We start from the raw sequence: 21,577 nt of genomic DNA on the forward strand, positions 1-21,577 counted from the left end.
GAACCATGAGCATCGTCGTCACCGGAGCCACCGGGCACCTCGGCCGTCATGTCGTGGCGCAGTTGCTGGAGAAGGTCCCGGCGGAGCGGATCACCGCCGTCGTCCGGGACGCCGCGAAGGGCGCCGACCTCGCCGCGCGGGGCGTGCGGCTGGCCGTCGCCGACTACAACGCGCCCGAGACCCTGGACGGCCTGTTCGCGGCCGGCGACAAGGTCCTGCTGATCTCCGGCAGCGAGGTCGACAAGGACCGGGTGGCGCAGCACACGGCCGTCATCGACGCGGCGAAGGCGGCCGGCGTCGCGCTGCTCGCCTACACCAGCGCCCCGGGCACCCTGACGGCCGCGCTGGCGGACGACCACCGGGCGACCGAGCAGGTGCTGCGCGCCTCCGGCCTGCCCTACACCCTGCTGCGCAACGGCTGGTACCACGAGAACTACACCGAGCACCTGGCGCCGGCGCTGGAGCACGGTGCGGTCGTGCAGGCCGCCGGCGACGGCCGGGTCTCCTCGGCGGCCCGCGCCGACTACGCCGCCGCGGCGGTCGCGGTGCTGACCGGCGAGGGCCACGAGAACGCCACGTACGAGCTGGGCGGCGACGAGGCGTGGAGCTTCGCCGAGTACGCGGCCGAGCTGAGCCGGCAGACCGGCCGGGAGATCGCCTACCGGCAGGTCTCGGTGGCGGACCTCACCGGCATCCTGACCGGCGCCGGGCTGCCCGCGCCGCTGGCCGGGATCCTCGCCGGGGTGGACGCCTCGATCGCCGAGGGCGAGCTGGTCGTCCCCTCCGGCGACCTGTCCCGGCTGATCGGCCGCCCCACCACCCCGCTGGCCGAGGCCGTCACGGCCGCGCTGAAGAACTGACCCGGCCTAAGGAGTAGCCCTTCCGCCCCGCCCTCCCCTGTCATGACCGTATGACGAAACGAACATGACACCGGAGGGCGTCCGGCGCTACCTTCGTGCTCGCGCGTCCGCGCCGGGCGCGCGAGGGAGAGGGAGGGAGGGGCCGGTGGCCGGGAAATCCGAGGGTGAGCACCGCATAGGCCTGCTGAACGGTTTCGCCGCCTACGGGATGTGGGGCCTGGTGCCCCTGTTCTGGCCCCTGCTGAAACCGGCCGGGGCCGTGGAGATCCTCGCCCACCGCATGGTGTGGTCCCTGGCGTTCGTCGCCGTCGCGCTGCTCTTCGTGCGCCGCTGGGCCTGGGCCGGACAACTGCTGCGCCAGCCCCGGCGGCTCGGCCTGGTCGCCGTGGCCGCCGCCGTGATCACCGTCAACTGGGGCGTGTACATCTGGGCGGTCAACGCGGGCCACGTCGTGGAGGCCTCGCTGGGCTACTTCATCAACCCGCTGGTCACCATCGCGATGGGCGTGCTGATCCTCAAGGAGCGGCTGCGGCCCGCGCAGTGGGCGGCGGTCGCGGTCGGCCTCGCCGCCGTCGTCGTGCTCACCGTCGGCTACGGCCGCCCGCCGTGGATCTCCCTCTGCCTCGCCTTCTCCTTCGCCACCTACGGGCTGGTGAAGAAGAAGGTCGACCTCGGCGGGGTGGAGTCGCTGGCCGCCGAGACCGCGATCCAGTTCCTGCCGGCGCTGGGCTATCTGATCTGGCTGGCCGCGCGGGGCGACGCCACGTTCGCGGCCCAGGGCGCCGGACACTCCCTGCTGCTCGCCTCCACCGGACTGGTCACCGCCGTGCCGCTGGTCTGCTTCGGCGCGGCGGCGATCCGCGTGCCCCTGTCCACGCTGGGCCTGTTGCAGTACCTGGCCCCGGTCTTCCAGTTCGTGCTCGGCATCGTCTACTTCCACGAGGCCATGCCGGCCGAGCGGTGGGCCGGGTTCGCGCTGGTCTGGCTGGCGCTGGTGCTGCTCACGGTCGACGCGCTGCGCTTCTCCCGCCGCCCGCGCCGGCTCCCCGAACCGGCACCCCGCACCGCCGGGACACCGTCGTCGGCACCCGCGGACGCCTGACGGGGGCCGGGGCAGTAGGGGTACTACGGGTAGTAGGGGTACTACGGGTAGTAGGAGTACTACGGGTACTACGGGCAGCCGCCGGGCGCGTCAGGTCTGTGCCGCCTTGGCCGCGCGGTCGGTCAGGCGGATCATGCGGGCGCGGGCGGCCTCCAGCGGGCGGGGATCGTCCGCGGCGGGGCCCGGCTCGGCGGCGAGCTCCGTCCACAGGCCGATCAGCTCACGGCCCAGCCGCAGGCCCTCCTCCGGGTCGCGCACCGCGCGCCAGGCGGTCGCCGCGCTCTGCAGGTTGCCGTAGGCGGCCTCCCCGTCCCGGGCCTGCCGGCGCAGCCCGGCCAGTTCCAGTGACAGCCGGCAGGCGCGCACGGGGTCGTCGCCCAGGTAGGCGATGTAGGCGGACAGCTCGCGCACGTGCAGCACCTCGGCGTGGTGCGGGCCGAACACGGCGGAGGCCTCCGCGAGCGTCCGCTCGGCCAGTTCCGCCGCCGCGTCGACACGGCCCGCGCGCACGGCCTCGTTGATCCGGCCCAGCGGCTCGGCGAGCAGCTCCGCGCCCTCGGCCGTCTCGGTCAGCGGCCCGTCCCCGAGCACCTCCTCGGCGACCGCGTCGAAGCCGCGGGCCGGGGTCTGCGCGGGGGCGGGCTCCTCGAAGGGCAGGCCCAAGCCCAGGGCCGCACCCGTACCCGCACCCGAGGCCGTACCCGGCCCCGTACCCGGCCCCGCGCCCGCGTCCCGCGGGCCGGCGGTCACGGGGCGCGCGTCCATCACCGGCGGGGGGCCGAACCGGTCGGCCGGCGCCTGCGGAGGGCTCGGCGTGGTGTGCGCCGGGGCGGCCGTGCCCGGTGTCCGGGGCGCGGTCAGCCGGACGGGTTCGCCGGTCACCCGGCTGGAGCCGTCGGCCGAGACCTCCAGGGGGACCACACAGCCCGCGAGGTCGTCGTGGACCGTGGCGTGTATGGGCGCCCCGACGCTGATGGCCAGGCTCTGCAGGCGGTTCAGGACGGCCTGCTGGATCTCCTCGCCGGGCGCCGCGACGACCGGCACCCCGTCCACCGAGGCGCTCTCCGGGCCGTACACCCGGACGGGCACCGCCGCCGGGTACCCCACGGTCCGCGGCGCCCGCTTCTTCTCGAAGCTGAGTCCAGCCATCGGTGTCCCTCCACTCCCCCGGCGTCGCGATCCGGTCCTACGCATCCTGACCACCAGTGTGTCGGCTGCCCACGGCTGCCGGGTCACCGCGACGTCACAGCCTCGCACCAGCGACTCTGGCGCCAATTGGTTGCGTGTGCATAAGATGCGTGTGCACCTTATTCGTTGGTACGACCTGACGCACCTGGGAGACCTCATGAGCCGCCGCTTTCTCTTCGTCCTGGGCAGCGCCCGCGCCGAGGGCAACACCGAGCTGCTGGCCCGCCGCGCCGCCGAGCAGCTCCCCGACGAGGTCGAACAGCGCTGGATCGACCTCTCCGAGCAGCCGCTGCCCGACTTCGAGGACCTGCGGCACGACAGCGACCACGTACGGCCGCCGTCCGACACCCCGCTCGGGCTGCTGCTGGACGCCACGCTCGCGGCCACGGACATCGTGATCGCCTCGCCGGTGTACTGGTACTCGGTCTCCGCCCAGACCAAGCGCTTCCTGGACCACTGGTCCGGCTGGCTGCGCATCCCGGGCCTCGACTTCAAGGCGAGGATGGCCGGCCGCACCCTCTGGGGCGTCGCCGCGCTCGCGGACGAGGAGCTGTCCGTGGCCGACCCGTACGCGGGCACCCTGCGCAACTCCGCCGCGTACCTGGAGATGCGGTTCGGCGGCGTACTGCTGGGCAGCGGCAGCAAGCCCGGCGACGTCCTGAACGACACCGGGGCGCTGACCCGCGCCAAGACCTTCTTCGCCGAGGAAGCGCCCCTCGCGCGCTTCCCGCACGAGACCGCCCACGCCGCCTGAGGCACCGGCCGCCCGTCCCCTAGGCGGTGATGTCCTTCGCCGTGCCCCTAGGCGGTGATGTCCTTCGCCGTGAACCGCGCCCAGGCCGCCGAGCCGAACACGGCCGCGTACAGCGCCTGGAGGCCGAGGTCGCGCAGCAGGTCGTCCCAGTAGACGGGGTCGCGCATCAGGTCCGCGAACGACAGCCAGTAGTGCGAGAAGAGGTACGGCTGCACCGCGTGCAGCTGGGGTATCTGGTCCACGATCTGCACCGTGATGAGCAGGCCGACCGTGGTCGCCATCGCCGCGATGCCGCTGTTGGTGAGGGTCGACACGAACAGGCCGAGGGCCGCCACCCCCACCAGGGAGGCCGCGACGACCAGGGCGATCAGCAGCGCGCGGGCCAGCCCCTCGCCGAGGCCGATCCGGGTGCCGGAGATCGTCGTCAGCTCGCCGAACGGGAACAGCAGCGCCCCCACGGCCAGCGCGGAGACCGCGACGACCAGGGTGGCCAGCAGGCAGAAGGCCAGCACGGTCGCGTACTTGGTGAACAGCAGCCGGGCGCGGCCGGCCGGGGCCACCAGCAGATAGCGCAGGGTGCCCGCGCCCGCCTCCCCGGCGATCGCGTCACCGGCCACGACACCGACCGCCATCGGCAGGAAGAACGGCAGGGTCGCGGCCAGCGCGGTGAACACCAGGAACAGTCCGTTGTTGGTGATCTGCGCGATGAAGGCCGGGCCCTCGCCGCCCCCGCCGCCCACCTGACCGCCGCCCCGGGTCTCGATCCGCACCGCGACCCCCACCAGCACCGGCACCGCGGCCAGCACCCCGAGCAGGGCGAGCGTGCGCCATCGCCGGACGGTGGTGACCAGCTCGCTGCGCAGCAGCCCGAGGGCCCACAGCGGGTTCGGCCGGCGCACGGCGGCGGCCGAGGTCGTGGTCGTCGTCGTGGTCACGGTCGTGGTCGTGGTCGTGGTCGTGGTCGAGTGGTCAGCCCGCGACATCGAAGCCCTCCCCGGTCAGCGCCACGAACGCGTCCTCCAGCGAGGCGCGTTCCACGGTCAGGCCCCGGACCCGGACCCCGGCGGTGACCAGCGCCGCGGTCACCTCGGCGAGGTCCCGGCCGGGCGGTTCGCCGGTGACCCGGTCGCCGTCGGCGGTCACGTCCCCGACGCCCAGTTCCTTCAGCACCCGGGTCGCCTCGGCCGGGTCCGGGGTGGTCACGACCAGCCGGCCGCGCGCCCCGGCCGCCAGGTCGGCCACCTCGCCCTGGACGACGAGCCGGCCCTGCGCCATGACCGCCGCGTGGGTGCACACCTGCTCGATCTCGTCCAGCAGGTGGGAGGAGAGGAAGACGGTCGTACCGTCGGCGGCCAGCTCCCTGACCAGGGTGCGGATCTCGCGCATGCCCTGCGGGTCGAGGCCGTTGGTGGGCTCGTCCAGCACGAGCAGCCGGCGCGGCTGGAGCAGCGCGGCGGCCAGGCCCAGGCGCTGTTTCATACCGAGCGAGTACGCCTTCGCCTTCTTGCCGGCGGCCGCCGTCAGGCCGACCCGGTCCAGCGCGGCGGCCACGCGCGCGTGCCGGGTGCGCGGGTCGGCGGTGGGATCGGCGGAGTCGTAGCGCACCAGGTTGTCCCGGCCGGAGAGGAAGCCGTACAGAGCGGGGCCCTCGATGAGGGCCCCGACCTGCGGGAGGACCGTGCGGGCCGCCCGCGGCATGGGGCGGCCGAGCAGCCGGACCGTGCCCGCGGTCGGTTCGATCAGGCCCATCAGCATCCGGATGGTGGTGGTCTTGCCGGAGCCGTTCGGGCCGAGGAAGCCGAAGACGCTGCCCGCCGGGACGGTCAGGTCGAGACCGTCCACGGCGAGCTGTCCGCCGCGGTAGCGCTTGGTGAGCCCGCGCGTGTCGATCACGCTCGCCGGACCGCCGTCCGGTAGGCCGCCGCGCCCGCGTTCGTCCATCGGCTTCCCCTCGTTCCCTCGGTCCCCTGGGGTCACTTCCCCGCGTCGGCCGCCTTCACCAGGGTCTCCTTCGTCACCAGGCCGGCGTACACCTTGCCGTCGTCGGTGATCAGGGCGTTGACCAGGCGGGTGGAGAAGACCGTGCCCTTGCCGAACTTCCCGGAGACCGGGTCGCCGAGCGAGCCGAGGAAGCCGCCGAGGTCGCCGCCCTGGGAACCGGTGGGCAGGCCGCCCTTGGCGCCGGTGTCGACGGTGGCGACGGACGTCCAGCCCTTGCCGAGGACGTCCAGCCCGCCGAGGCCCCCGGCGAGGTCCTCGCCGTGCTTCGGCGCCGGGGTCCTGGCCGCCGTGTCCTTCTCCTCGGTGACCTTCGCGCCCTTCGGCGGGGTGAAGTCGAAGGTGGAGGCGGCCGGCCGGGCGAACGAGACCTGGGTGAAGCCGGCGTCGACCACGGCGGCCCCGCCGCTCCTCGGGGTGAGGGTGAACTTCAGCGGCATCCAGGTCTTCGCGTCCACGGCGATGCTGATCGCGCCGACCGTGGTGCCGGACTGCCGGGGCCGGATCAGCAGCTTGTAGGCGTCGCGGCCGGCCACCTGCGCGGTGCCGTCCACGGTGACGGACGTGGTGTCGTCCACCGCCTTCAGTGCCTCGTCGGCGAAGTCCTTGGGCGTGGCCGGCGGCTCGGCCCGGCGCTCCGCGCCGGTTCCGGCCGCGGTGGAGTGGTAGACCTCGTTGCTCTTGCTGTCGTAGCCCCAGACGTCCTTGCCGTCGTGGATCAGGCTGTACTCGGCGCCGCGCTCCAGCAGCGACACCTTCTGCCGGTCCGGGCCGTCGGCGGCGACCCGCAGGGTGTGCATGCCGGACGCCAGCTCGGTGAGCCTGGACCGCGGGTCGGCGGAGGAGCCGTCACCGGAGCCGCCGTGGTCCGCGCCGGAGAGCAGGCCGTCCTCCAGACCGCCGAGGTCCGGCAGGCCGAGGTCGGTGGTGATCTTCACGGTGCCGGACAGCCGCTGCACGTCCGACTTGGCCATCTTCTCGACGAGCTGCTGCGCGGTGATCTTCGGCAGGTCGGGGTCGCCGGAGTCGGCGAGCGCCGGGACGAGCCCGATCGTGGCCGCCGCCACCCCCACCACCGCGACGGGAACGGCGTACCGGGCGGCCCTGCGCCGGCCGGAGCCCGGGGCCCCGTCCCGCGCGGCCTCCTCGTGCGCGGCGCCCACTGCGTCGTCGGATTCGTACGGTGCCATGTGTGCCTTACCTCCGTCGTCGGCGGCGGCTGTTCTCACGCTGGTCAACCCTGAGCCGCCATTCTCACCTGAATCGGTGAGGAGTGGTGATGCGTGCGCTTTCCATATGACCAAATCCGCCGTGCGGAAGCGTCAGCCCTCGGAGGCAACTGCGCCTACGCCTGCGGTATGACACGCGACGGCCGTGTCACCCCGCGACCCGTAGGGGTCGTAAGGGAGGCCGCACCCATGTGAGGGACACCGGATCCGGCACGGGCAGGACACCGGGGGCCGGCCACGGCAGGGGACACCAGGGTCCGGCGGGGCCACGCGGGGGCCGCCCGGAGTCTTACGGTCGTACGGTCATGCCGTCGTACGGTCGGGCCGTCGTACGGGCGCACGGTCGGGCCGTCGTACGGTCATGCCGTCATGCCGTCGTCCCCGTCGTACGCCGGTCGAGCCGGGAAGGGTCGTACGCCGGTCAGGCCGGGAAGGCACGGCGGCCGGCCCGAGTGGCCCGGGCCGGGTCAGCCGGCGCGGTGGACCACCGCGTCGCACAGTTCGATCAGCGCGGCCTTGGCGTCGCACTCCGGCAGCGGGGCCAGCGCGGCCCGTGCCTCCTCCGCGTACCGGACCGTGTCCCGGCGGGCCTGCTCCAGCGCGGGGTGGGCGCGCAGCGCGGCCAGCGCCCGGGCGTGCCGGGTGTCGTCGCTGAGGTCGGAGTCCAGCAGTTCGCACAGCGCGATGTCCTCGGCCAGCCCGAGCCGGGCGGCCCGCTCGCGCAGCCGGAGCACCGGCAGCGTCGGGATGCCCTCGCGCAGGTCGGTGCCCGGGGTCTTGCCGGACTCGTGGGAGTCGGAGGCGATGTCCAGGACGTCGTCCGCCAGCTGGAAGGCGACGCCGAGCCGTTCGCCGTACTGGGTGAGCACGTCCACGACCCGCTCGCCGGCGCCGGACATCATCGCGCCGAACCGGCAGGACACCGCCACCAGGGAGCCGGTCTTGCCGGCCAGTACGTCCAGGTAGTGCTCGACGGGGTCGCGGCCGTCCGAGGGGCCCGCGGTCTCCAGGATCTGCCCGGTGACCAGCCGTTCGAACGCCAGGGCCTGCACCCGGACCGCCTCCGGACCGAGGTCGGCGAGGATCTGGGAGGCGCGGGCGAAGAGGAAGTCGCCGGTGAGGACCGCGACCGAGTTGCCCCAGCGGGTGTTGGCGCTGTCCACCCCGCGCCGTACGGCCGCCTCGTCCATGACGTCGTCGTGGTACAGCGTGGCCAGGTGGGTGAGCTCCACGACCACGGCCGACGGCACGACGCCCGGCGCGTACGGGTCGCCGAACTGGGCGGCGAGCATCACGAGCAGTGGCCGGAATCGTTTCCCGCCGGCCCGCACGAGGTGCTGCGCGGCCTCGGTGATGAACGGGACCTCGCTCTTGGTGGCATCGAGCAAGCCTTCCTCGACAGCCGCCAATCCGGCCTGGACATCGGCTTCGAGAGCCTGGTCCCGCACGCTCAGCCCGAACGGCCCGACGACGGTCACGAGGGGTCTCCTGTCTGCTGGTGTCTGCTGGCGATTACACGGTTTGTCGATAGGTCGCTGCCATCACTCAAGTCAGCGTATCCGGTCCTGTTTCGATCACCGCCAGCGCCCACCGGTCCAGCCTGGGTGGTATCGGATCATGACCGGCATGGTTTTGATCACACAGTAATAAAGGGACATATATCGACTTAACAGTAATCCGGATGCCGTGTCGCGACCTCTCCGCACCTTCCTCGTCCACACCCTTTCCCCGCCGGCCCCTACGACAACGACGCGCACCTCACCCCGGGTTCCACCACCACTCGGACTTCAGACCTGAATCCCCTTAATCCCCCATGTCTGATTTGAAGTATTTTGCTATTTCGTGAATTGGGTCACCCACCCCTCCCGGCCGCGCCGTCCGCCGCTCCCGCCGCCACCCTTGCGCCGTCGGCGAGTTGAGGACGGGCAACCGCAAAGGATCAAGCACCCCATACGGCGTTGATCAAGGTCAAATGGTGCGTTGTATGAATCCGGTACTTGTTCCCGACATGTGCTCTCGCATACGTTCCGGGCCGTCGGGCGGACGCCGAATCCTGCCGCCGCCCGCATAACCCATTCACGAACTCATTCGTACGGCAGGAGCGGGGGACCCAGGTAAGTCGCCGCGCCGGACGGCATCCGCCGCGCCGGAACGGCTTGGGGTGAAGCCGTGCCTCCTCCCGGGCACGGCCGGGCACCTCCCCGCCCGAACCCGACAGCTCACCTCGCAGGCGCCGGAGAGGAATTCTCGATGCCCGCTGCCGCTCAGCACCGCCGTACCCGGAACACCCGCCTCGCCCGCGCCCTCGCCACCGCCTGCACCGGCGCCGCCGTCCTCGCCCTGCCGCTCATCGGCGCGACCGCCGCGTCCGCCGCCACCACCGCGGCCCCGGCGGTGGGCACCACCCCCGCCGGATACCCGGACAACCTCGACGGCTGGATCCGCGAGTCGCTCGCGATCATGGCCGAGAAGAAGATCCCGGGCACCTACAACGGCATCTACCGCAACATCATCCGCGAGTCCTCCGGCAATCCGGCGGCCATCAACCTCTGGGACTCCAACGCGGCCAAGGGCATCCCGTCCAAGGGCCTGCTCCAGGTCATCGACCCCACCTTCACCACGTACCACGTCGCCGGGACGTCCTTCGACATCTACGACCCGGTCGCGAACATCACCGCCGCCTGCAACTACGCGGCGCACCGCTACGGGTCGATCGACAACGTCTTCAGCGCCTACTGACCGGCCCGGCCGCCCGCCCCTTCCCACGGTCTGGCGGCCGGGAACAGTCTTTCGAGGACGACGGCGACGCCGTCGTCCTCGTTCGACACCGTGACCTCGTCGGCCACCGCCTTCAGCTCGGGGTGCGCGCCGGCCATGGCGACACCGCGCGCCGCCCAGCGGAACATCGGGATGTCGTTGGGCATGTCACCGAAGGCGAGGGCCCGGTCGGGACCGATCCCCAGCCGCTCGGCGGCCAGCGCCAGACCGGTCGCCTTCGTCACCCCGCTCGGCTGGAGCTCCACGGTGCCCGGCCCCGACATGGTGACGGTCGCCAGCGAGCCCACCGCCGAGCGCGCCACGGCCGCCAGCTCGTCGTCGGACAGCTCGGCGTGCCGCAGCAGCACCTTGCTGATGGGCTCGGCCCACAGCTCGGCGCGCCGGCCGACCCGCACCGCGGGCAGCGTCGGGTGCGGCATCCGGTAGCCCGGCTCGATGAGCGTGAGCCCGTCCTCGCCGTCCTGGTCGACCGCCGCGAACACCTGCCCCACCTCCGCCTCGACCTTGCCGAGCGCGGTCTCCGCCAGCTCCCGGTCCAGCCGGACCGACCACAGCAGCCGGCCGGCCCGGGCGTCGTAGACCTGCGCTCCCTGCCCGCACACCGCCAGCCCGGTGCCGCCGAGGCGCGCGAGCAGGGGCCGTACCCGCGGCGCCGGGCGGCCGGTGACCACCAGATGCCGGGCCCCGGCCCGTGCCACCCGCGCGAGCGCGGCGAGCGACCGGTCGGAGACGGTGTCGTCGCCGCGCAGCAGCGTTCCGTCCAGGTCAGTGGCGATGAGGGCATATGCCGGGGTGGATGCCATGCCCAGAGAATACGGACCCCGGGCCCCGCCGGCTCATCCCCCGTTCCCCGCTCCCTCCCCGCCGACCGCCCCCAACTCCCGCCCGGGGAAGGCTCCGTGACGAACGCCCGCCGAGCGGTTACGGGCCCGCGCGAGCACCCTTTCGAGCAACCCCCGAGGCACAAAGACCACTGCCCATGACATGCGTGTCGGCCGTAACGTGTGGCCCGACCACATGGAACGCTTCGCCATGCATGGCACGGATGAGAGTGAGGCAGCACCCATGCCCCCCTTCGACGTCCCCGAGGGCGACCCCTTCGGCCCGCACAACCTCCCCTACGGCGTGTTCTCGCCCCTCGGCAGCACGGAGCGGAGGATCGGCGTCCGGCTCGGGAACCACGTCCTCGACGCGGGCGCCGCGGCGGCGGCGGTCGGCTCGCCCCACCAGGCGCTGCTCGCCGCCCCCACCCTCAACCCGCTGCTGGCCGCCGGCCGCGCCACCTGGTCGGAGATTCGGCGCGCCGTCACCTCCTGGGTCACCGACCCGGCGCACCGCCCGACCGTCGAGCCGCTGTTCCACCCCCTGTCCGAGGTGACCTTGCACCTGCCCTTCGACGTGGCGGACTACGTCGACTTCTACGCCTCCGAACACCACGCCCGCAACGTCGGTCAGATCTTCCGCCCGGACGCCGAGGACAGCCTCACCCCCAACTGGAAGCACCTGCCGATCGGTTACCACGGCCGCGCCGGCACGGTCGTCGTCTCCGGCACGGACGTCGTACGGCCCGCCGGGCAGCGCAAGGGCCCCGCCGACCCCGCGCCCGTCTTCGGCCCGTCGGTCCGGCTGGACATCGAGGCCGAGGTCGGCTTCGTCGTGGGCGTGCCGTCGCGGCAGGGCCGCCCGGTGGCGCTCGGCGACTTCCGCGAGCACGTCTTCGGGCTGTGCCTGCTCAACGACTGGTCCGCGCGGGACATCCAGGCCTGGGAGTACGTCCCGCTCGGCCCGTTCCTCGGCAAGTCCTTCGCGACGTCGGTCTCGGCGTGGATCACCCCGCTGGAGGCACTGGAGCACGCGCGCGTGGCGCCCCCCGAGCGCACCCACCCGCTGCTGCCCTACCTGGACGACACGGCCTCCGGTGTGGAACCCGGCGGCTACGACCTCCGTATCTCCGTCGCGGTCAACGGCCACGTGGTCTCCGAGCCGCCGTTCTCCACCATGTACTGGACCGCCGCCCAGCAGCTCGCCCACATGACGGTGAACGGCGCCTCGCTGCGCACCGGCGACCTGTACGGCTCGGGCACGGTGAGCGGCCCGGCCGAGGACCAGCGCGGCTCGCTGCTGGAGCTGACCTGGAACGGCCGCGACCCCCTCGAACTCCCCGACGGCAAGCGAGCCTTCCTGCTGGACGGGGACGTGGTGACCCTGTCGGCCTGGGCCCCCGGCCCGGACGGCCGCCGGGTCGGGCTGGGCGAGGTCACGGGCCGCGTCGTGGCGGACTGAGCCACGGCACAGCGGACTGGGCCACGGCAGGCCGGACTGGGCCATGGCAGGGCGGCCGGTCCGCCGAGTCCGCGCGCCGCGGCAACCAAGGCCGGGCGGGCGGACCGGGACCCTGTTCTGGCCCGGCCGAACTCGCCTCCCCCACCTGGGTTTTCGCCGCCTTCCCCGGTCGGATCGCCGCCGGCACCTGACTCACACCGCCCTTCTTCGCCATACTGACAGGGACACGCATCCGCACCCCGCGCGGCCGTGCGATGCGTGCCCCGCACCATCCCGCACCCGCACACCTTTCCGACCAGGAACCGGAGCCCCGGCATGACCGTCTGCCTGCTCCTGCTGAGCGCCGTCGCCCTGACGGCCGCCGTACCGGCGCCGCGCGCGCTGACCCGGGCGGCCTGGCCCGAACGGGAACCCGTGGTCGCGCTGTGGGTGTGGCAGTGTCTGGTCGCCACCGTACTGCTGTGCTGCCTGACCGCACTGGTCCTGGGCGCGGCGGCCGTCTTCCACACCGTCCGCGACCATGTGTTCGCCCCCGCGCCGCCCGCCGTCACCGCCGCCTACGACCTGTCCGCCACCCCGGTATGGGCCACCACCCTCACCCTGCTGCTGGCCTGCGGGGCCGCCTGGACGACGGCGATGCTGGCCCGGGAACTGTTCGAGGCCCGCCGCAGCCGGGGCCAGGCCCGGGCGCAGCTGCGTGAACGCGCCCCCGAGCTGCCGCCGGGACTGCGGGCGCCGCGCGGGCCGATGCTGGTGCTGGAGGACGAGTACCCGGACGCCTGGTGGATGCCGGGGCACCCGCCGCAGCTGGTCGTCACCACGGGGGCGCTGCACCGCCTCACCGACCTCCAGCTCGACGCCGTCCTCACCCACGAGCGCGGGCACGCCCGCGCCCACCACGACTGGCTGCTGCACCTGTCCGCCGCGCTCGCCACGGGCTTCCCGCGCGTACCGCTCTTCGCCCACTTCTGCGACCAGACGCACCGCCTGGTCGAGCTGGCCGCCGATGACGCGGCCTCCCGGCGCTGCGGGCACCTCACCACGGCGCTCGCCCTGATCGAGCTGAACCAGCACCGGGGCGTGCTCTCCTGCGCCTCCAGCCGCCGGCTGCTGGGCGAGCGCGTGGACCGGCTGCTGGAGCCGCCGCCGCGGCTGCTGCGCCGGCACCGGGCGCTGACCACGACGGTGGCCGCGCTGGTGCCGTTGCTGCCGCTGCTGATCACCTTCGCACCCGGGCTGACGGCACTGTCCTGACGGTCCCGGCGGGCCGCACCGGCTCGCTAGGTCCAGTCCGGCTCCGGCTCCGGCTCGTCGGACCACTCATGCCAGTCCGCGTCGTCCGGTGCGTCCGTGGCGGCGGCCGGTGCGACGGTGGCGGCGGCCGGTGCGGCGCCGTCCAGGGACGCCAGCACCTGGAGCACGCCCTCGCCGTACGTCGCCAGCTTCTTCTCACCGACGCCGTTCACCGTGCCCAGCTCCCGCACCGAGCCGGGCCACCGGGTCACGATCTCCCGGAGGGTGGCGTCGTGGAAGATCACGTACGCCGGGACGCCCTGTTCCCGGGCCTGCTCGGCGCGCCAGGCGCGCAGGGCCTCGAAGGCGGGGAGCAGTGCCTCGGGCAGCTCGGCCGCGACGGCCTTGGCCTTGCCGGCGCCGGACGCACCGGAGCCGCCGGCGGACCGGGTCCGGGAGGCGGCCGGCTTCTTCGGCTCCTTGCGCAGCGGCACCTCCCGCTCGCGGCGCAGCACCGCGCCGCTCGCCTCGGTGAGCACCAGCGTGCCGTACTCCCCCTCGACCGCGAGAAGCCCCTGGGCCAGCAGCTGCCGGATGACACCCCGCCACTCGCCCTCGGTGAGGTCCTGGCCGATGCCGAAGACGGACAGCTGGTCGTGGTCGAACTGGATCACCTTGCCGGTGCGCTTGCCGAGCAGGATGTCCACGATCTGCACCGCGCCGAACTTCTGCCCGCGCTCCCGCTGCAACCGCACCACCGTGGACAGCACCTTCTGCGCGGCGACCGTGCCGTCCCACGTCTCCGGCGGGGTGAGGCAGGTGTCGCAGTTGCCGCAGGCTTCCGCGGCGGCGTCCTGGCCGAAGTAGGCGAGCAGCTGGCCGCGGCGGCACCGGGCGGTCTCGCACAGCGCGAGCATGGCGTCGAGGTGGGCGGCGGCCCGGCGGCGGAACACCTCGTCGCCCTCGCCGGACTGGATCAGCTTGCGCTGCTGTATGACGTCGTTCAGGCCGTACGCCATCCATGCCGTGGACGGCAGGCCGTCGCGGCCCGCGCGGCCGGTCTCCTGGTAGTAGCCCTCGATCGACTTGGGCAGGTCCAGGTGGGCGACGAAGCGCACGTCCGGCTTGTCGATGCCCATGCCGAAGGCGATGGTCGCGACCACGACCAGGCCGTCCTCGCGCAGGAACCGGGACTGGTGCGCCGCGCGCACGGAGGCGTCCAGGCCCGCGTGGTACGGCACCGCCTGGATGCCGTTCGCGGTCAGGAACTCCGCCGTGCGCTCGACCGAGTTCCGCGACAGGCAGTAGACGATGCCGGCGTCACCCGGGTGCTCCTCGCGCAGGAAGGCGAGGAGCTGCTTCTTGGGGTCGGCCTTGGGCACGATCCGGTACTGGATGTTGGGCCGGTCGAAGCTGGCGACGAAGTGGCGGGCCGTCGGCAGGTTCAGCCGCTGGGTGATCTCCTCGTGCGTGGCGCGGGTCGCCGTGGCGGTGAGCGCGATCCGCGGGACGTCCGGCCAGCGCTCGCCGAGCAGGGACAGGGAGAGATAGTCGGGGCGGAAGTCGTGGCCCCACTGGGACACGCAGTGCGCCTCGTCGATCGCGAAGACGGAGATCTTGCCGCGCGAGAGGAGGTCCAGCGTGGCGTCCAGGCGGAGCCGCTCCGGTGCCAGATAGAGCAGGTCCAGTTCGCCCGCCAGGAACTCGGCCTCGACCATGCGCCGCTCGTCGAAGTCCTGGGTGGAGTTCATGAAGCCGGCCCGGACACCGAGGGCGCGCAGGGCGTCCACCTGGTCCTGCATCAGCGCGATCAGCGGGGAGACCACCACGCCCGTACCCGGTCTGACCAGGGCCGGAATCTGGTAGCACAGCGACTTTCCGGCGCCGGTCGGCATGAGCACGACGGCGTCGCCGCCCGCCACCACATGCTCGACGATCGCCTGCTGCTCGCCCCGGAAGGCATCGAATCCGAAGACCCGGTGCAGCGTGGCCAACGCCTCGCTGTCGACCGCGCCCGGCCCCTCGGTCACCTGTGGCATCTCGCTGACTCCGCCCATCACGCCCATCGTCCTGTCCCCCGTCGCTCCCCCGTGTGCCGTCCCTCGACCGCTCCCTCAACGATAGGGGCCCACACCGACAGCCTCGGAGTTATCCACAGGTCGACCGATGTATCTCACGTCAAGCACGCGAGTGTCGTTCACACGTTCGCGGGGGACCTGCCCGTTTCCCGCCGATAGTCTGAATGCACCGGCGAGACTCCGTCCCATGGGAGCACTGATGAGCGTCGCACCGAAGGCGTCCGCGTCCAGCTGGCCGATCCCGCCGAAGGGCGGCTGGACCGCCGACGACCTGGACCGCCTCCCCAATCTTCCTCCGCACACGGAATTGATCGACGGGAGCCTGGTCTTCGTGAGTCCGCAGACCGCCTTTCACGAGCGAGTCGTCGACTTCTTCAAGTGGCAGCTGCAGTGTCTGGCACCCTCCGATCTGGAGGTGTTCCGCGAGTTCACCATCGACATCGACCGGCAGAACCGGCCTGAGCCGGATGTCATCGTGCTGCGAGCGGACGCGTGGACGACATCTGATCAGACCCGTTTCCCCGCAGATGCCATCGTGCTGGCCATCGAGGTCGTCTCCGAGGATTCCGTTTCCCGCGACCGTGAAACCAAGCCGTTGAAGTACGCCCGGGCAGGGATTCCCCACTACTGGAGGGTTGAGGGCGAAAACGGTCGCGCCGCCGTGCATGTCTTCGAGCTGGAGCCTGCCACTGGCGCATACACCAGCGTAGGGATCTTCCGCGAGGAGATGAAGGTGGATGTCCCGTTCCCGATCGCCCTGGACCTCACCATGATCAAGGCGCGGCCCGCGAAGGACCGATAACAGGCCGCAAACGACAACACCGCTGCCCGGCACCCCGCCGAAGGGATGCCGGGCAGCGGCATATGTGACGTGGACGTCAGCGCACGAACATCCCCGCCTGGCCCGCCAGGTCCAGGAAGTACTGGGGGGCGATGCCGAGGACCAGGGTGGTGGCGACGCCCAGGCCGATGGCCAGCATGGTCAGCGGGGACGGGACGGCCACGGTCGGGCCCTCCGGCTTCGGTTCGCTGAAGAACATCAGGACGATCACCCGGATGTAGAAGAACGCGGCGATCGCCGAGGAGATCACGCCCACGATGACCAGCGGGACCGCGCCGCCGTCCGCCGCCGCCTTGAACACGGCGAACTTCCCCGCGAACCCGGAGGTCAGCGGGATGCCGGCGAAGGCCAGCAGGAACACCGCGAACACGGCCGCCACCAGCGGCGAGCGCCGGCCGAGGCCCGCCCACTTGGACAGGTGGGTCGCCTCGCCGCCCGCGTCCCGCACCAGCGTGACCACGGCGAACGCGCCGATCGTCACGAAGGAGTAGCCCGCCAGATAGAAGAGGACCGACGACACGCCGTCCTTCGACGTGGCGATGACACCCGCGAGGATGAATCCGGAGTGCGCGATGGACGAGTACGCCAGCAGCCGCTTGATGTCGGTCTGGGTGATGGCGACGATCGCACCGCCCAGCATGGTGACGATCGCCACCGCCCACATCACCGGCCGCCAGTCCCAGCGCAGGCCGGGCAGCACGACGTAGAGCAGGCGCAGCAGCGCGCCGAAGGCGGCCACCTTCGTCGCCGCCGCCATGAACCCGGTCACGGGGGTGGGCGCGCCCTGGTAGACGTCGGGGGTCCACATGTGGAACGGCACCGCGCCCACCTTGAACAGCAGGCCCATGACCAGCAGGGCGCCGCCGATCAGCAGCAGCGCGTCGTTGCCCATGGTGTTCGCGAGCGCGGGGTCGACGTCGGTGACGGTGCCGTCGACGACCTGGGCGATGCGGGCGTACGACACCGAGCCCGCGTAGCCGTACAGCAGCGCGATGCCGAACAGGGTGAACGCCGAGGCGAACGCGCCCAGCAGGAAGTACTTGACCGCGGCCTCCTGCGACACCAGCCGCTTGCGCCGGGCCAGCGCGCACAGCAGGTACAGCGGCAGGGAGAGGACCTCCAGGGCCACGAACAGGGTCAGCAGGTCGTTGGCCGCCGGAAAGATCAGCATGCCGCCGATCGCGAAGAGGAGCAGCGGGAAGACCTCGGTGGTGGTGAAGCCCGCCCGCACGGCGGCCTTCTCGCTGTCGCTGCCGGGCACCGACGCGGCCTGCGCGGCGAAGGAGTCGACCCGGTTGCCGTGCGCCGCCGGGTCCAGGCGCCGTTCCGCGAAGGTGAACAGGCCGACCAGGCCGGCCAGCAGGATGGTGCCCTGGAGGAAGAGGGCCGGACCGTCGACCGCGATCGCGCCCATGGCCGCGATGTGCGCCTTCGTCGTGCCGAACCCGTCGGCCGCGAGCGCGACGACCGCCGCGAACGCGGCGCACAGGGCGACGACGGACACGAACACCTGCGCGTAGTAGCGGGACCTGCGCGGCACGAACGCCTCGATCAGCACCCCCACCAGCGCCGCGCCGACGACGATCAGCGTCGGTGACAATTGTCCGTACTCGATTTTCGGCGCGTCGATCTTCGTGATCGGTTCGGCCGCGGTTGTCCACAGGCTGTGGACGGCTGTTGCGCTCACTTGGCCGCCTCCACCTCGGGCCGGGGGTCCTTCTCGTGTACGTCGGACAGGGTCTGTTTGACCGCCGGGTCGATGATGTTCGTGACCGGCTTCGGGTAGACGCCCAGGAAGATCAGCAGCACGATCAGCGGGGCCACGACCAGCACCTCACGCACGCGCAGATCGGGCATCGCCGAGACCTCCGGCTTCACCGGGCCGGTCATCGTCCGCTGGTAGAGCACGAGGGTGTACAGCGCGGCGAGGACGATGCCGAAGGTGGCGATGATCCCGATCACCGGGTAGCGCGTGAATGTGCCGACCAGCACCAGGAATTCGCTCACGAACGGGGCGAGGCCGGGCAGCGACAGCGTGGCGAGGCCGCCGATCAGGAAGGTGCCGGCGAGCACCGGGGCGACCTTCTGCACGCCCCCGTAGTCGGCGATGAGCCGCGAGCCGCGCCGGGAGATGAGGAAACCGGCGACGAGCATCAGCGCGGCCGTGGAGATGCCGTGGTTGACCATGTAGAGCGTGGCGCCGGACTGGCCCTGGCTGGTCATCGCGAAGACGCCCATGATGATGAAGCCGAAGTGCGAGATCGACGCGTACGCCACCAGGCGTTTGATGTCCCGCTGGCCGACGGCGAGCAGCGCGCCGTAGATGATGCTGATCAGGGCGAGGACGAGGACGACCGGCGTCGCCCACTTGCTGGCCTCCGGGAACAGCTGGAGGCAGAAGCGGAGCATCGCGAACGTGCCCACCTTGTCGACCACCGCGGTGATGAGGACGGCGACGGGCGCGGTGGCCTCCTGCATGGCGTTGGGCAGCCAGGTGTGCAGCGGCCACAGCGGCGCCTTCACCGCGAAGGCGAAGAAGAAGCCGAGGAACAGCCAGCGTTCGGTGTTCGTCGCCATGTGCAGCGTGCCGTTGGCTCGGGCGTCGGCGATCTCGGTGAGCGAGAAGTTCCCGGCGGCCACGTAGAGCCCGATCACCGCGGCCAGCATGATCAGACCGCCGGCCAGGTTGTACAGGAGGAACTTCACCGCCGCGTACGAGCGCTGGGTGGCGGCCGTCTCCTCGCCGTGCGCGTGCGCGCGGTCCCCGAAGCCGCCGATGAGGAAGTACATCGGGATCAGCATGGCTTCGAAGAAGATGTAGAAGAGGAAGACGTCGGTGGCCTCGAAGGAGATGACCACCATCGCCTCCACCGCCAGGATCAGCGCGAAGAAGCCCTGGGTGGGCCGCCAGCGGCGGCTGCCGGTCTCCAGCGGGTCGGCGTCGTGCCAGCCGGCGAGGATGATGAACGGGATCAGCAGGGCGGTCAGCGCGATCAGCGCCACCGCGATGCCGTCGACGCCCAGTTCGTACCTGACCCCGAAGTCCTCGATCCAGGCGTGGTTCTCGGTGAGCTGGTAGCGCTCGCCGTCCGGGTCGAAGCGGACCAGGACGGTGACGGCCAGGGCGAGCGTGGCGAGCGAGACGAGCAGCGCCAGCCACTTGGCGGCGGTGCGCTGGGCGGCCGGTACGGCGGCCGTGGCGACGGCCCCGAGGGCCGGGAGCGCCGCCGTCGCTGTCAGCAGAGGAAAGGACATCGGTATCAGACCGCCCTCATCAGCAGGGTCGCGGCGACCAGGAGTGCCGCGCCGCCGAACATCGAGACCGCGTAGGAGCGGGCGAAGCCGTTCTGGAACCGGCGCAGCCGTCCGGACAGGCCGCCGAAACCGGCCGCCGTGCCGTTGACGACGCCGTCTACCAGGGAGTGGTCGAGGTAGACCAGGGAGCGCGTCAGGTGCTCGCCGCCGCGCACCAGGACCACGTGGTTGAAGTCGTCCTGGAGCAGGTCGCGGCGGGCCGCGCGGGTGAGCAGCGAGCCGCGCGGGGCGAGCGCCGGGACGGGTTTGCCGCCGTACTGGGCCCAGGCGAGGGCGACTCCGACGACCAGGCACACCATCGTCGCCCCGGTGATCACCCCGGCACTGAGCGGCGAGTCGCCGTGGTCGTGCCCGGTGACCGGCTCCAGCCAGTTCAGGAAGCGGTCGCCGATGCTGAAGAAGGCACCGCCGAAGACCGAGCCGACGGCGAGGACGATCATCGGGATCGTCATGACCTTCGGGGACTCGTGCGGGTGCGGTACGGCGTGCTCGCCCCCGGCCTCGGCGGCCGGCTCCACACTGGGCTCGGCCGGGGACGGGGCCGGGGCGTTACGCCACCGTTCCTCTCCGAAGAACGTCATCAGCATCACGCGCGTCATGTAGAAGGCGGTGATGGCCGCGCCCAGCAGGGCCGCGCCGCCGAGGATCCAGCCCTCGGTGCCGCCCTTGGCGAACGCCGCCTCGATGATCTTGTCCTTGGAGAAGAAGCCGGACAGGCCCGGGAACCCGATGATGGCGAGGTAGCCGAGGCCGAAGGTGACGAAGGTGACCGGCATGTACTTGCGCAGGCCGCCGTAGCGGCGCATGTCCACCTCGTCGTTCATGCCGTGCATCACCGAACCGGCGCCGAGGAACAGCCCGGCCTTGAAGAAGCCGTGCGTCACCAGGTGCATGATCGCGAAGACGTAGCCGATGGGGCCGAGACCGGCGGCGAGGACCATGTAGCCGATCTGCGACATGGTCGAGCCGGCCAGCGCCTTCTTGATGTCGTCCTTGGCGCAACCGACGATCGCACCGAACAGGAGCGTGACCGCGCCGACGACGGTGACGGCCAGCTGGGCGTCGGGCGCCGCGTTGAAGATCGCGCCGGAGCGGACGATCAGATAGACGCCCGCGGTCACCATGGTCGCCGCGTGGATGAGGGCGGAGACCGGGGTCGGGCCCTCCATGGCGTCCCCGAGCCAGGACTGCAGCGGCACCTGGGCGGACTTGCCGCAGGCCGCGAGCAGCAGCATCAGGGCGATCGCGGTGAGCTTGCCCTCGGAGGCGCCGCCGACCAGACCCGGCTCCTCGTGCGTGCCGAGGAGCGGGCCGAAGGCGAAGCCGCCGAAGGTGGTGAACATCAGCATGATCGCGATCGACAGGCCCATGTCGCCGACGCGGTTGACCAGGAAGGCCTTCTTCGCGGCCGTGGCGGCGCTGGGCTTGTGCTGCCAGAAGCCGATCAGCAGGAACGAGGCGAGGCCGACGCCCTCCCAGCCGACGTACAGCAGCAGGTAGTTGTCGGCGAGGACGAGCAGCAGCATCGCCGCGAGGAACAGGTTCAGGTAGCCGAAGAAGCGGCGGCGGCGCTCGTCGTGCGCCATGTACCCGACCGAGTACAGGTGGATCAGCGAGCCGACGCCCGTGATGAGCAGGACGAACGTCATCGACAGCTGGTCCAGCCGGAAGGTGACGTCCGCCTGGAAGCCGGCCACCGGGATCCAGCTGAACAGGTGCTGGGTCAGGGTGCGGTGTCCGGCGCCCTTGCCGAGCAGATCGGCGAAGAGGACGAGCCCGAGGGCGAAGGAGACGAACGACAGCAGGACGCCGATCCAGTGGCCGCCGCGGTCCAGGCGCCGGCCACCGACCAGGAGGACGGCCGCTCCGAGCAGGGGCGCCGCGATGAGCGGCGCGATCAGGTTCTCCACGATTCTTC

General features: G+C 72.0%; 17 protein-coding genes and 1 riboswitch. Of the genes, 7 read left to right on the forward strand and 10 right to left on the reverse strand.

What is annotated here, in order from left to right; translation table 11 throughout:
* Positions 1-5: 5 nt before the first annotated feature.
* Entirely contained in the window at positions 6-860 is an 855-nt protein-coding gene (locus IH25_RS0101460; protein ID WP_030601434.1) for an SDR family oxidoreductase, read from the forward strand.
* Positions 861-1,005: 145 nt separating this feature from the next.
* Entirely contained in the window at positions 1,006-1,962 is a 957-nt protein-coding gene (rarD, locus tag IH25_RS0101465) for an EamA family transporter RarD (RefSeq protein ID WP_030601436.1), read from the forward strand.
* 90 nt (positions 1,963-2,052) lie between these two features.
* On the opposite strand, the gene IH25_RS0101470 is transcribed toward rarD, so the two are convergent.
* Positions 2,053-3,111 (reverse strand): hypothetical protein, encoded by a 1,059-nt coding sequence (locus IH25_RS0101470; RefSeq protein ID WP_030601438.1) that lies wholly within the window; start codon positions 3,109-3,111, stop codon positions 2,053-2,055.
* Positions 3,112-3,307: 196 nt separating this feature from the next.
* Between IH25_RS0101470 and IH25_RS0101475 the strand changes: the two genes are divergently transcribed.
* Positions 3,308-3,904 (forward strand): flavodoxin family protein, encoded by a 597-nt coding sequence (locus IH25_RS0101475; protein ID WP_030601440.1) that lies wholly within the window; start codon positions 3,308-3,310, stop codon positions 3,902-3,904.
* Positions 3,905-3,951: 47 nt separating this feature from the next.
* Here the strand turns inward: IH25_RS0101475 and IH25_RS0101480 are convergent, their stop codons facing one another.
* The 4 genes from IH25_RS0101480 to IH25_RS0101495 form a co-directional block, all read right to left on the reverse strand.
* Positions 3,952-4,887, reverse strand: a complete 936-nt coding sequence (locus IH25_RS0101480; RefSeq protein ID WP_030601442.1) for an ABC transporter permease — start codon at positions 4,885-4,887, stop codon at positions 3,952-3,954.
* Positions 4,874-5,845 carry an ABC transporter ATP-binding protein gene (locus IH25_RS0101485; RefSeq protein ID WP_030601445.1) on the reverse strand — a complete coding sequence of 324 codons (972 nt, stop codon included), beginning with the start codon at positions 5,843-5,845 and terminating at the stop codon, positions 4,874-4,876. The genes IH25_RS0101480 and IH25_RS0101485 overlap by 14 nt, the downstream gene beginning before the upstream one ends.
* A 32-nt stretch (positions 5,846-5,877) precedes the next feature.
* Complete coding sequence (locus tag IH25_RS0101490; protein WP_030601448.1) at positions 5,878-7,092, reverse strand: LolA family protein; 1,215 nt, start codon at positions 7,090-7,092, stop codon at positions 5,878-5,880.
* Between the two features lie 506 nt (positions 7,093-7,598).
* On the reverse strand, positions 7,599-8,609 hold the full coding sequence (locus IH25_RS0101495) for a polyprenyl synthetase family protein (protein WP_030601451.1): 1,011 nt from the start codon (positions 8,607-8,609) through the stop codon (positions 7,599-7,601).
* A 589-nt stretch (positions 8,610-9,198) separates the two neighbouring features.
* Positions 9,199-9,379: riboswitch (cyclic di-AMP (ydaO/yuaA leader) on the forward strand.
* A 2-nt stretch (positions 9,380-9,381) separates the two neighbouring features.
* Here IH25_RS0101495 and IH25_RS0101500 point away from each other — a divergent pair.
* Positions 9,382-9,870: a transglycosylase SLT domain-containing protein gene (locus IH25_RS0101500; protein ID WP_030601454.1), complete on the forward strand. Its 489-nt coding sequence runs from the start codon at positions 9,382-9,384 to the stop codon at positions 9,868-9,870.
* On the opposite strand, the gene IH25_RS0101505 is transcribed toward IH25_RS0101500, so the two are convergent.
* Entirely contained in the window at positions 9,864-10,712 is an 849-nt protein-coding gene (locus IH25_RS0101505; RefSeq protein ID WP_030601457.1) for a Cof-type HAD-IIB family hydrolase, read from the reverse strand. The two genes, IH25_RS0101500 and IH25_RS0101505, sit on opposite strands and share 7 nt — an antisense overlap.
* 262 nt (positions 10,713-10,974) lie before the next feature.
* On the opposite strand from IH25_RS0101505, the gene fahA reads away from it, so the two are divergent.
* Positions 10,975-12,192, forward strand: a complete 1,218-nt coding sequence (gene fahA / locus IH25_RS0101510) for a fumarylacetoacetase (protein ID WP_030601460.1) — start codon at positions 10,975-10,977, stop codon at positions 12,190-12,192.
* A gap of 315 nt (positions 12,193-12,507) precedes the next feature.
* Positions 12,508-13,446 (forward strand): M56 family metallopeptidase, encoded by a 939-nt coding sequence (locus IH25_RS0101520; protein ID WP_030601462.1) that lies wholly within the window; start codon positions 12,508-12,510, stop codon positions 13,444-13,446.
* A gap of 26 nt (positions 13,447-13,472) precedes the next feature.
* On the opposite strand, the gene recQ is transcribed toward IH25_RS0101520, so the two are convergent.
* The gene (gene recQ / locus IH25_RS0101525) at positions 13,473-15,491 is read right to left on the reverse strand and encodes a DNA helicase RecQ (RefSeq protein WP_030601464.1); all 2,019 of its coding nucleotides are present in this window, start codon (positions 15,489-15,491) and stop codon (positions 13,473-13,475) included.
* A gap of 211 nt (positions 15,492-15,702) precedes the next feature.
* Here recQ and IH25_RS0101530 point away from each other — a divergent pair, with 211 nt between their 5' ends.
* Positions 15,703-16,305, forward strand: coding sequence for a Uma2 family endonuclease (locus IH25_RS0101530; protein WP_030601466.1), 603 nt, complete (start codon positions 15,703-15,705; stop codon positions 16,303-16,305).
* Between the two features lie 76 nt (positions 16,306-16,381).
* Here IH25_RS0101530 and nuoN read toward each other — a convergent pair whose 3' ends face one another.
* Genes nuoN through nuoL form a run of 3 tightly spaced genes read right to left on the reverse strand, consistent with a single transcriptional unit; the run spans position 16,382 to position 21,569 of the window.
* On the reverse strand, positions 16,382-18,031 hold the full coding sequence (gene nuoN, locus IH25_RS0101535) for an NADH-quinone oxidoreductase subunit NuoN (protein ID WP_030601470.1): 1,650 nt from the start codon (positions 18,029-18,031) through the stop codon (positions 16,382-16,384).
* The gene (locus IH25_RS0101540) at positions 18,028-19,599 is read right to left on the reverse strand and encodes an NADH-quinone oxidoreductase subunit M (RefSeq protein WP_030601473.1); all 1,572 of its coding nucleotides are present in this window, start codon (positions 19,597-19,599) and stop codon (positions 18,028-18,030) included. Before IH25_RS0101540 ends, nuoN begins: the two co-directional genes overlap by 4 nt.
* 5 nt (positions 19,600-19,604) lie before the next feature.
* The gene (nuoL, locus tag IH25_RS0101545) at positions 19,605-21,569 is read right to left on the reverse strand and encodes an NADH-quinone oxidoreductase subunit L (protein WP_030601475.1); all 1,965 of its coding nucleotides are present in this window, start codon (positions 21,567-21,569) and stop codon (positions 19,605-19,607) included.
* Between the last annotated feature and the right edge of the window lie 8 nt (positions 21,570-21,577).

The sequence above is a fragment of the Streptomyces achromogenes subsp. achromogenes genome (genome assembly GCF_000720835.1).
GTDB classification, from domain to species: domain Bacteria; phylum Actinomycetota; class Actinomycetes; order Streptomycetales; family Streptomycetaceae; genus Streptomyces; species Streptomyces achromogenes.

Excerpts from the sequence above, each read along its gene's own strand:
- IH25_RS0101505 (WP_030601457.1), bottom strand. The coding sequence starts at position 10,712 with ATGGCATCCACCCCGGCATATGCCCTCATCGCCACTGACCTGGACGGA.
- IH25_RS0101530 (WP_030601466.1), top strand. The coding sequence starts at position 15,703 with ATGAGCGTCGCACCGAAGGCGTCCGCGTCCAGCTGGCCGATCCCGCCG.
- IH25_RS0101470 (WP_030601438.1), bottom strand. The coding sequence starts at position 3,111 with ATGGCTGGACTCAGCTTCGAGAAGAAGCGGGCGCCGCGGACCGTGGGG.
- IH25_RS0101480 (WP_030601442.1), bottom strand. The coding sequence starts at position 4,887 with ATGTCGCGGGCTGACCACTCGACCACGACCACGACCACGACCACGACC.
- IH25_RS0101475 (WP_030601440.1), top strand. The coding sequence starts at position 3,308 with ATGAGCCGCCGCTTTCTCTTCGTCCTGGGCAGCGCCCGCGCCGAGGGC.
- IH25_RS0101490 (WP_030601448.1), bottom strand. The coding sequence starts at position 7,092 with ATGGCACCGTACGAATCCGACGACGCAGTGGGCGCCGCGCACGAGGAG.
- IH25_RS0101540 (WP_030601473.1), bottom strand. The coding sequence starts at position 19,599 with ATGTCCTTTCCTCTGCTGACAGCGACGGCGGCGCTCCCGGCCCTCGGG.
- IH25_RS0101520 (WP_030601462.1), top strand. The coding sequence starts at position 12,508 with ATGACCGTCTGCCTGCTCCTGCTGAGCGCCGTCGCCCTGACGGCCGCC.
- IH25_RS0101500 (WP_030601454.1), top strand. The coding sequence starts at position 9,382 with ATGCCCGCTGCCGCTCAGCACCGCCGTACCCGGAACACCCGCCTCGCC.
- recQ (WP_030601464.1), bottom strand. The coding sequence starts at position 15,491 with ATGGGCGTGATGGGCGGAGTCAGCGAGATGCCACAGGTGACCGAGGGG.
- fahA (WP_030601460.1), top strand. The coding sequence starts at position 10,975 with ATGCCCCCCTTCGACGTCCCCGAGGGCGACCCCTTCGGCCCGCACAAC.
- IH25_RS0101460 (WP_030601434.1), top strand. The coding sequence starts at position 6 with ATGAGCATCGTCGTCACCGGAGCCACCGGGCACCTCGGCCGTCATGTC.
- IH25_RS0101485 (WP_030601445.1), bottom strand. The coding sequence starts at position 5,845 with ATGGACGAACGCGGGCGCGGCGGCCTACCGGACGGCGGTCCGGCGAGC.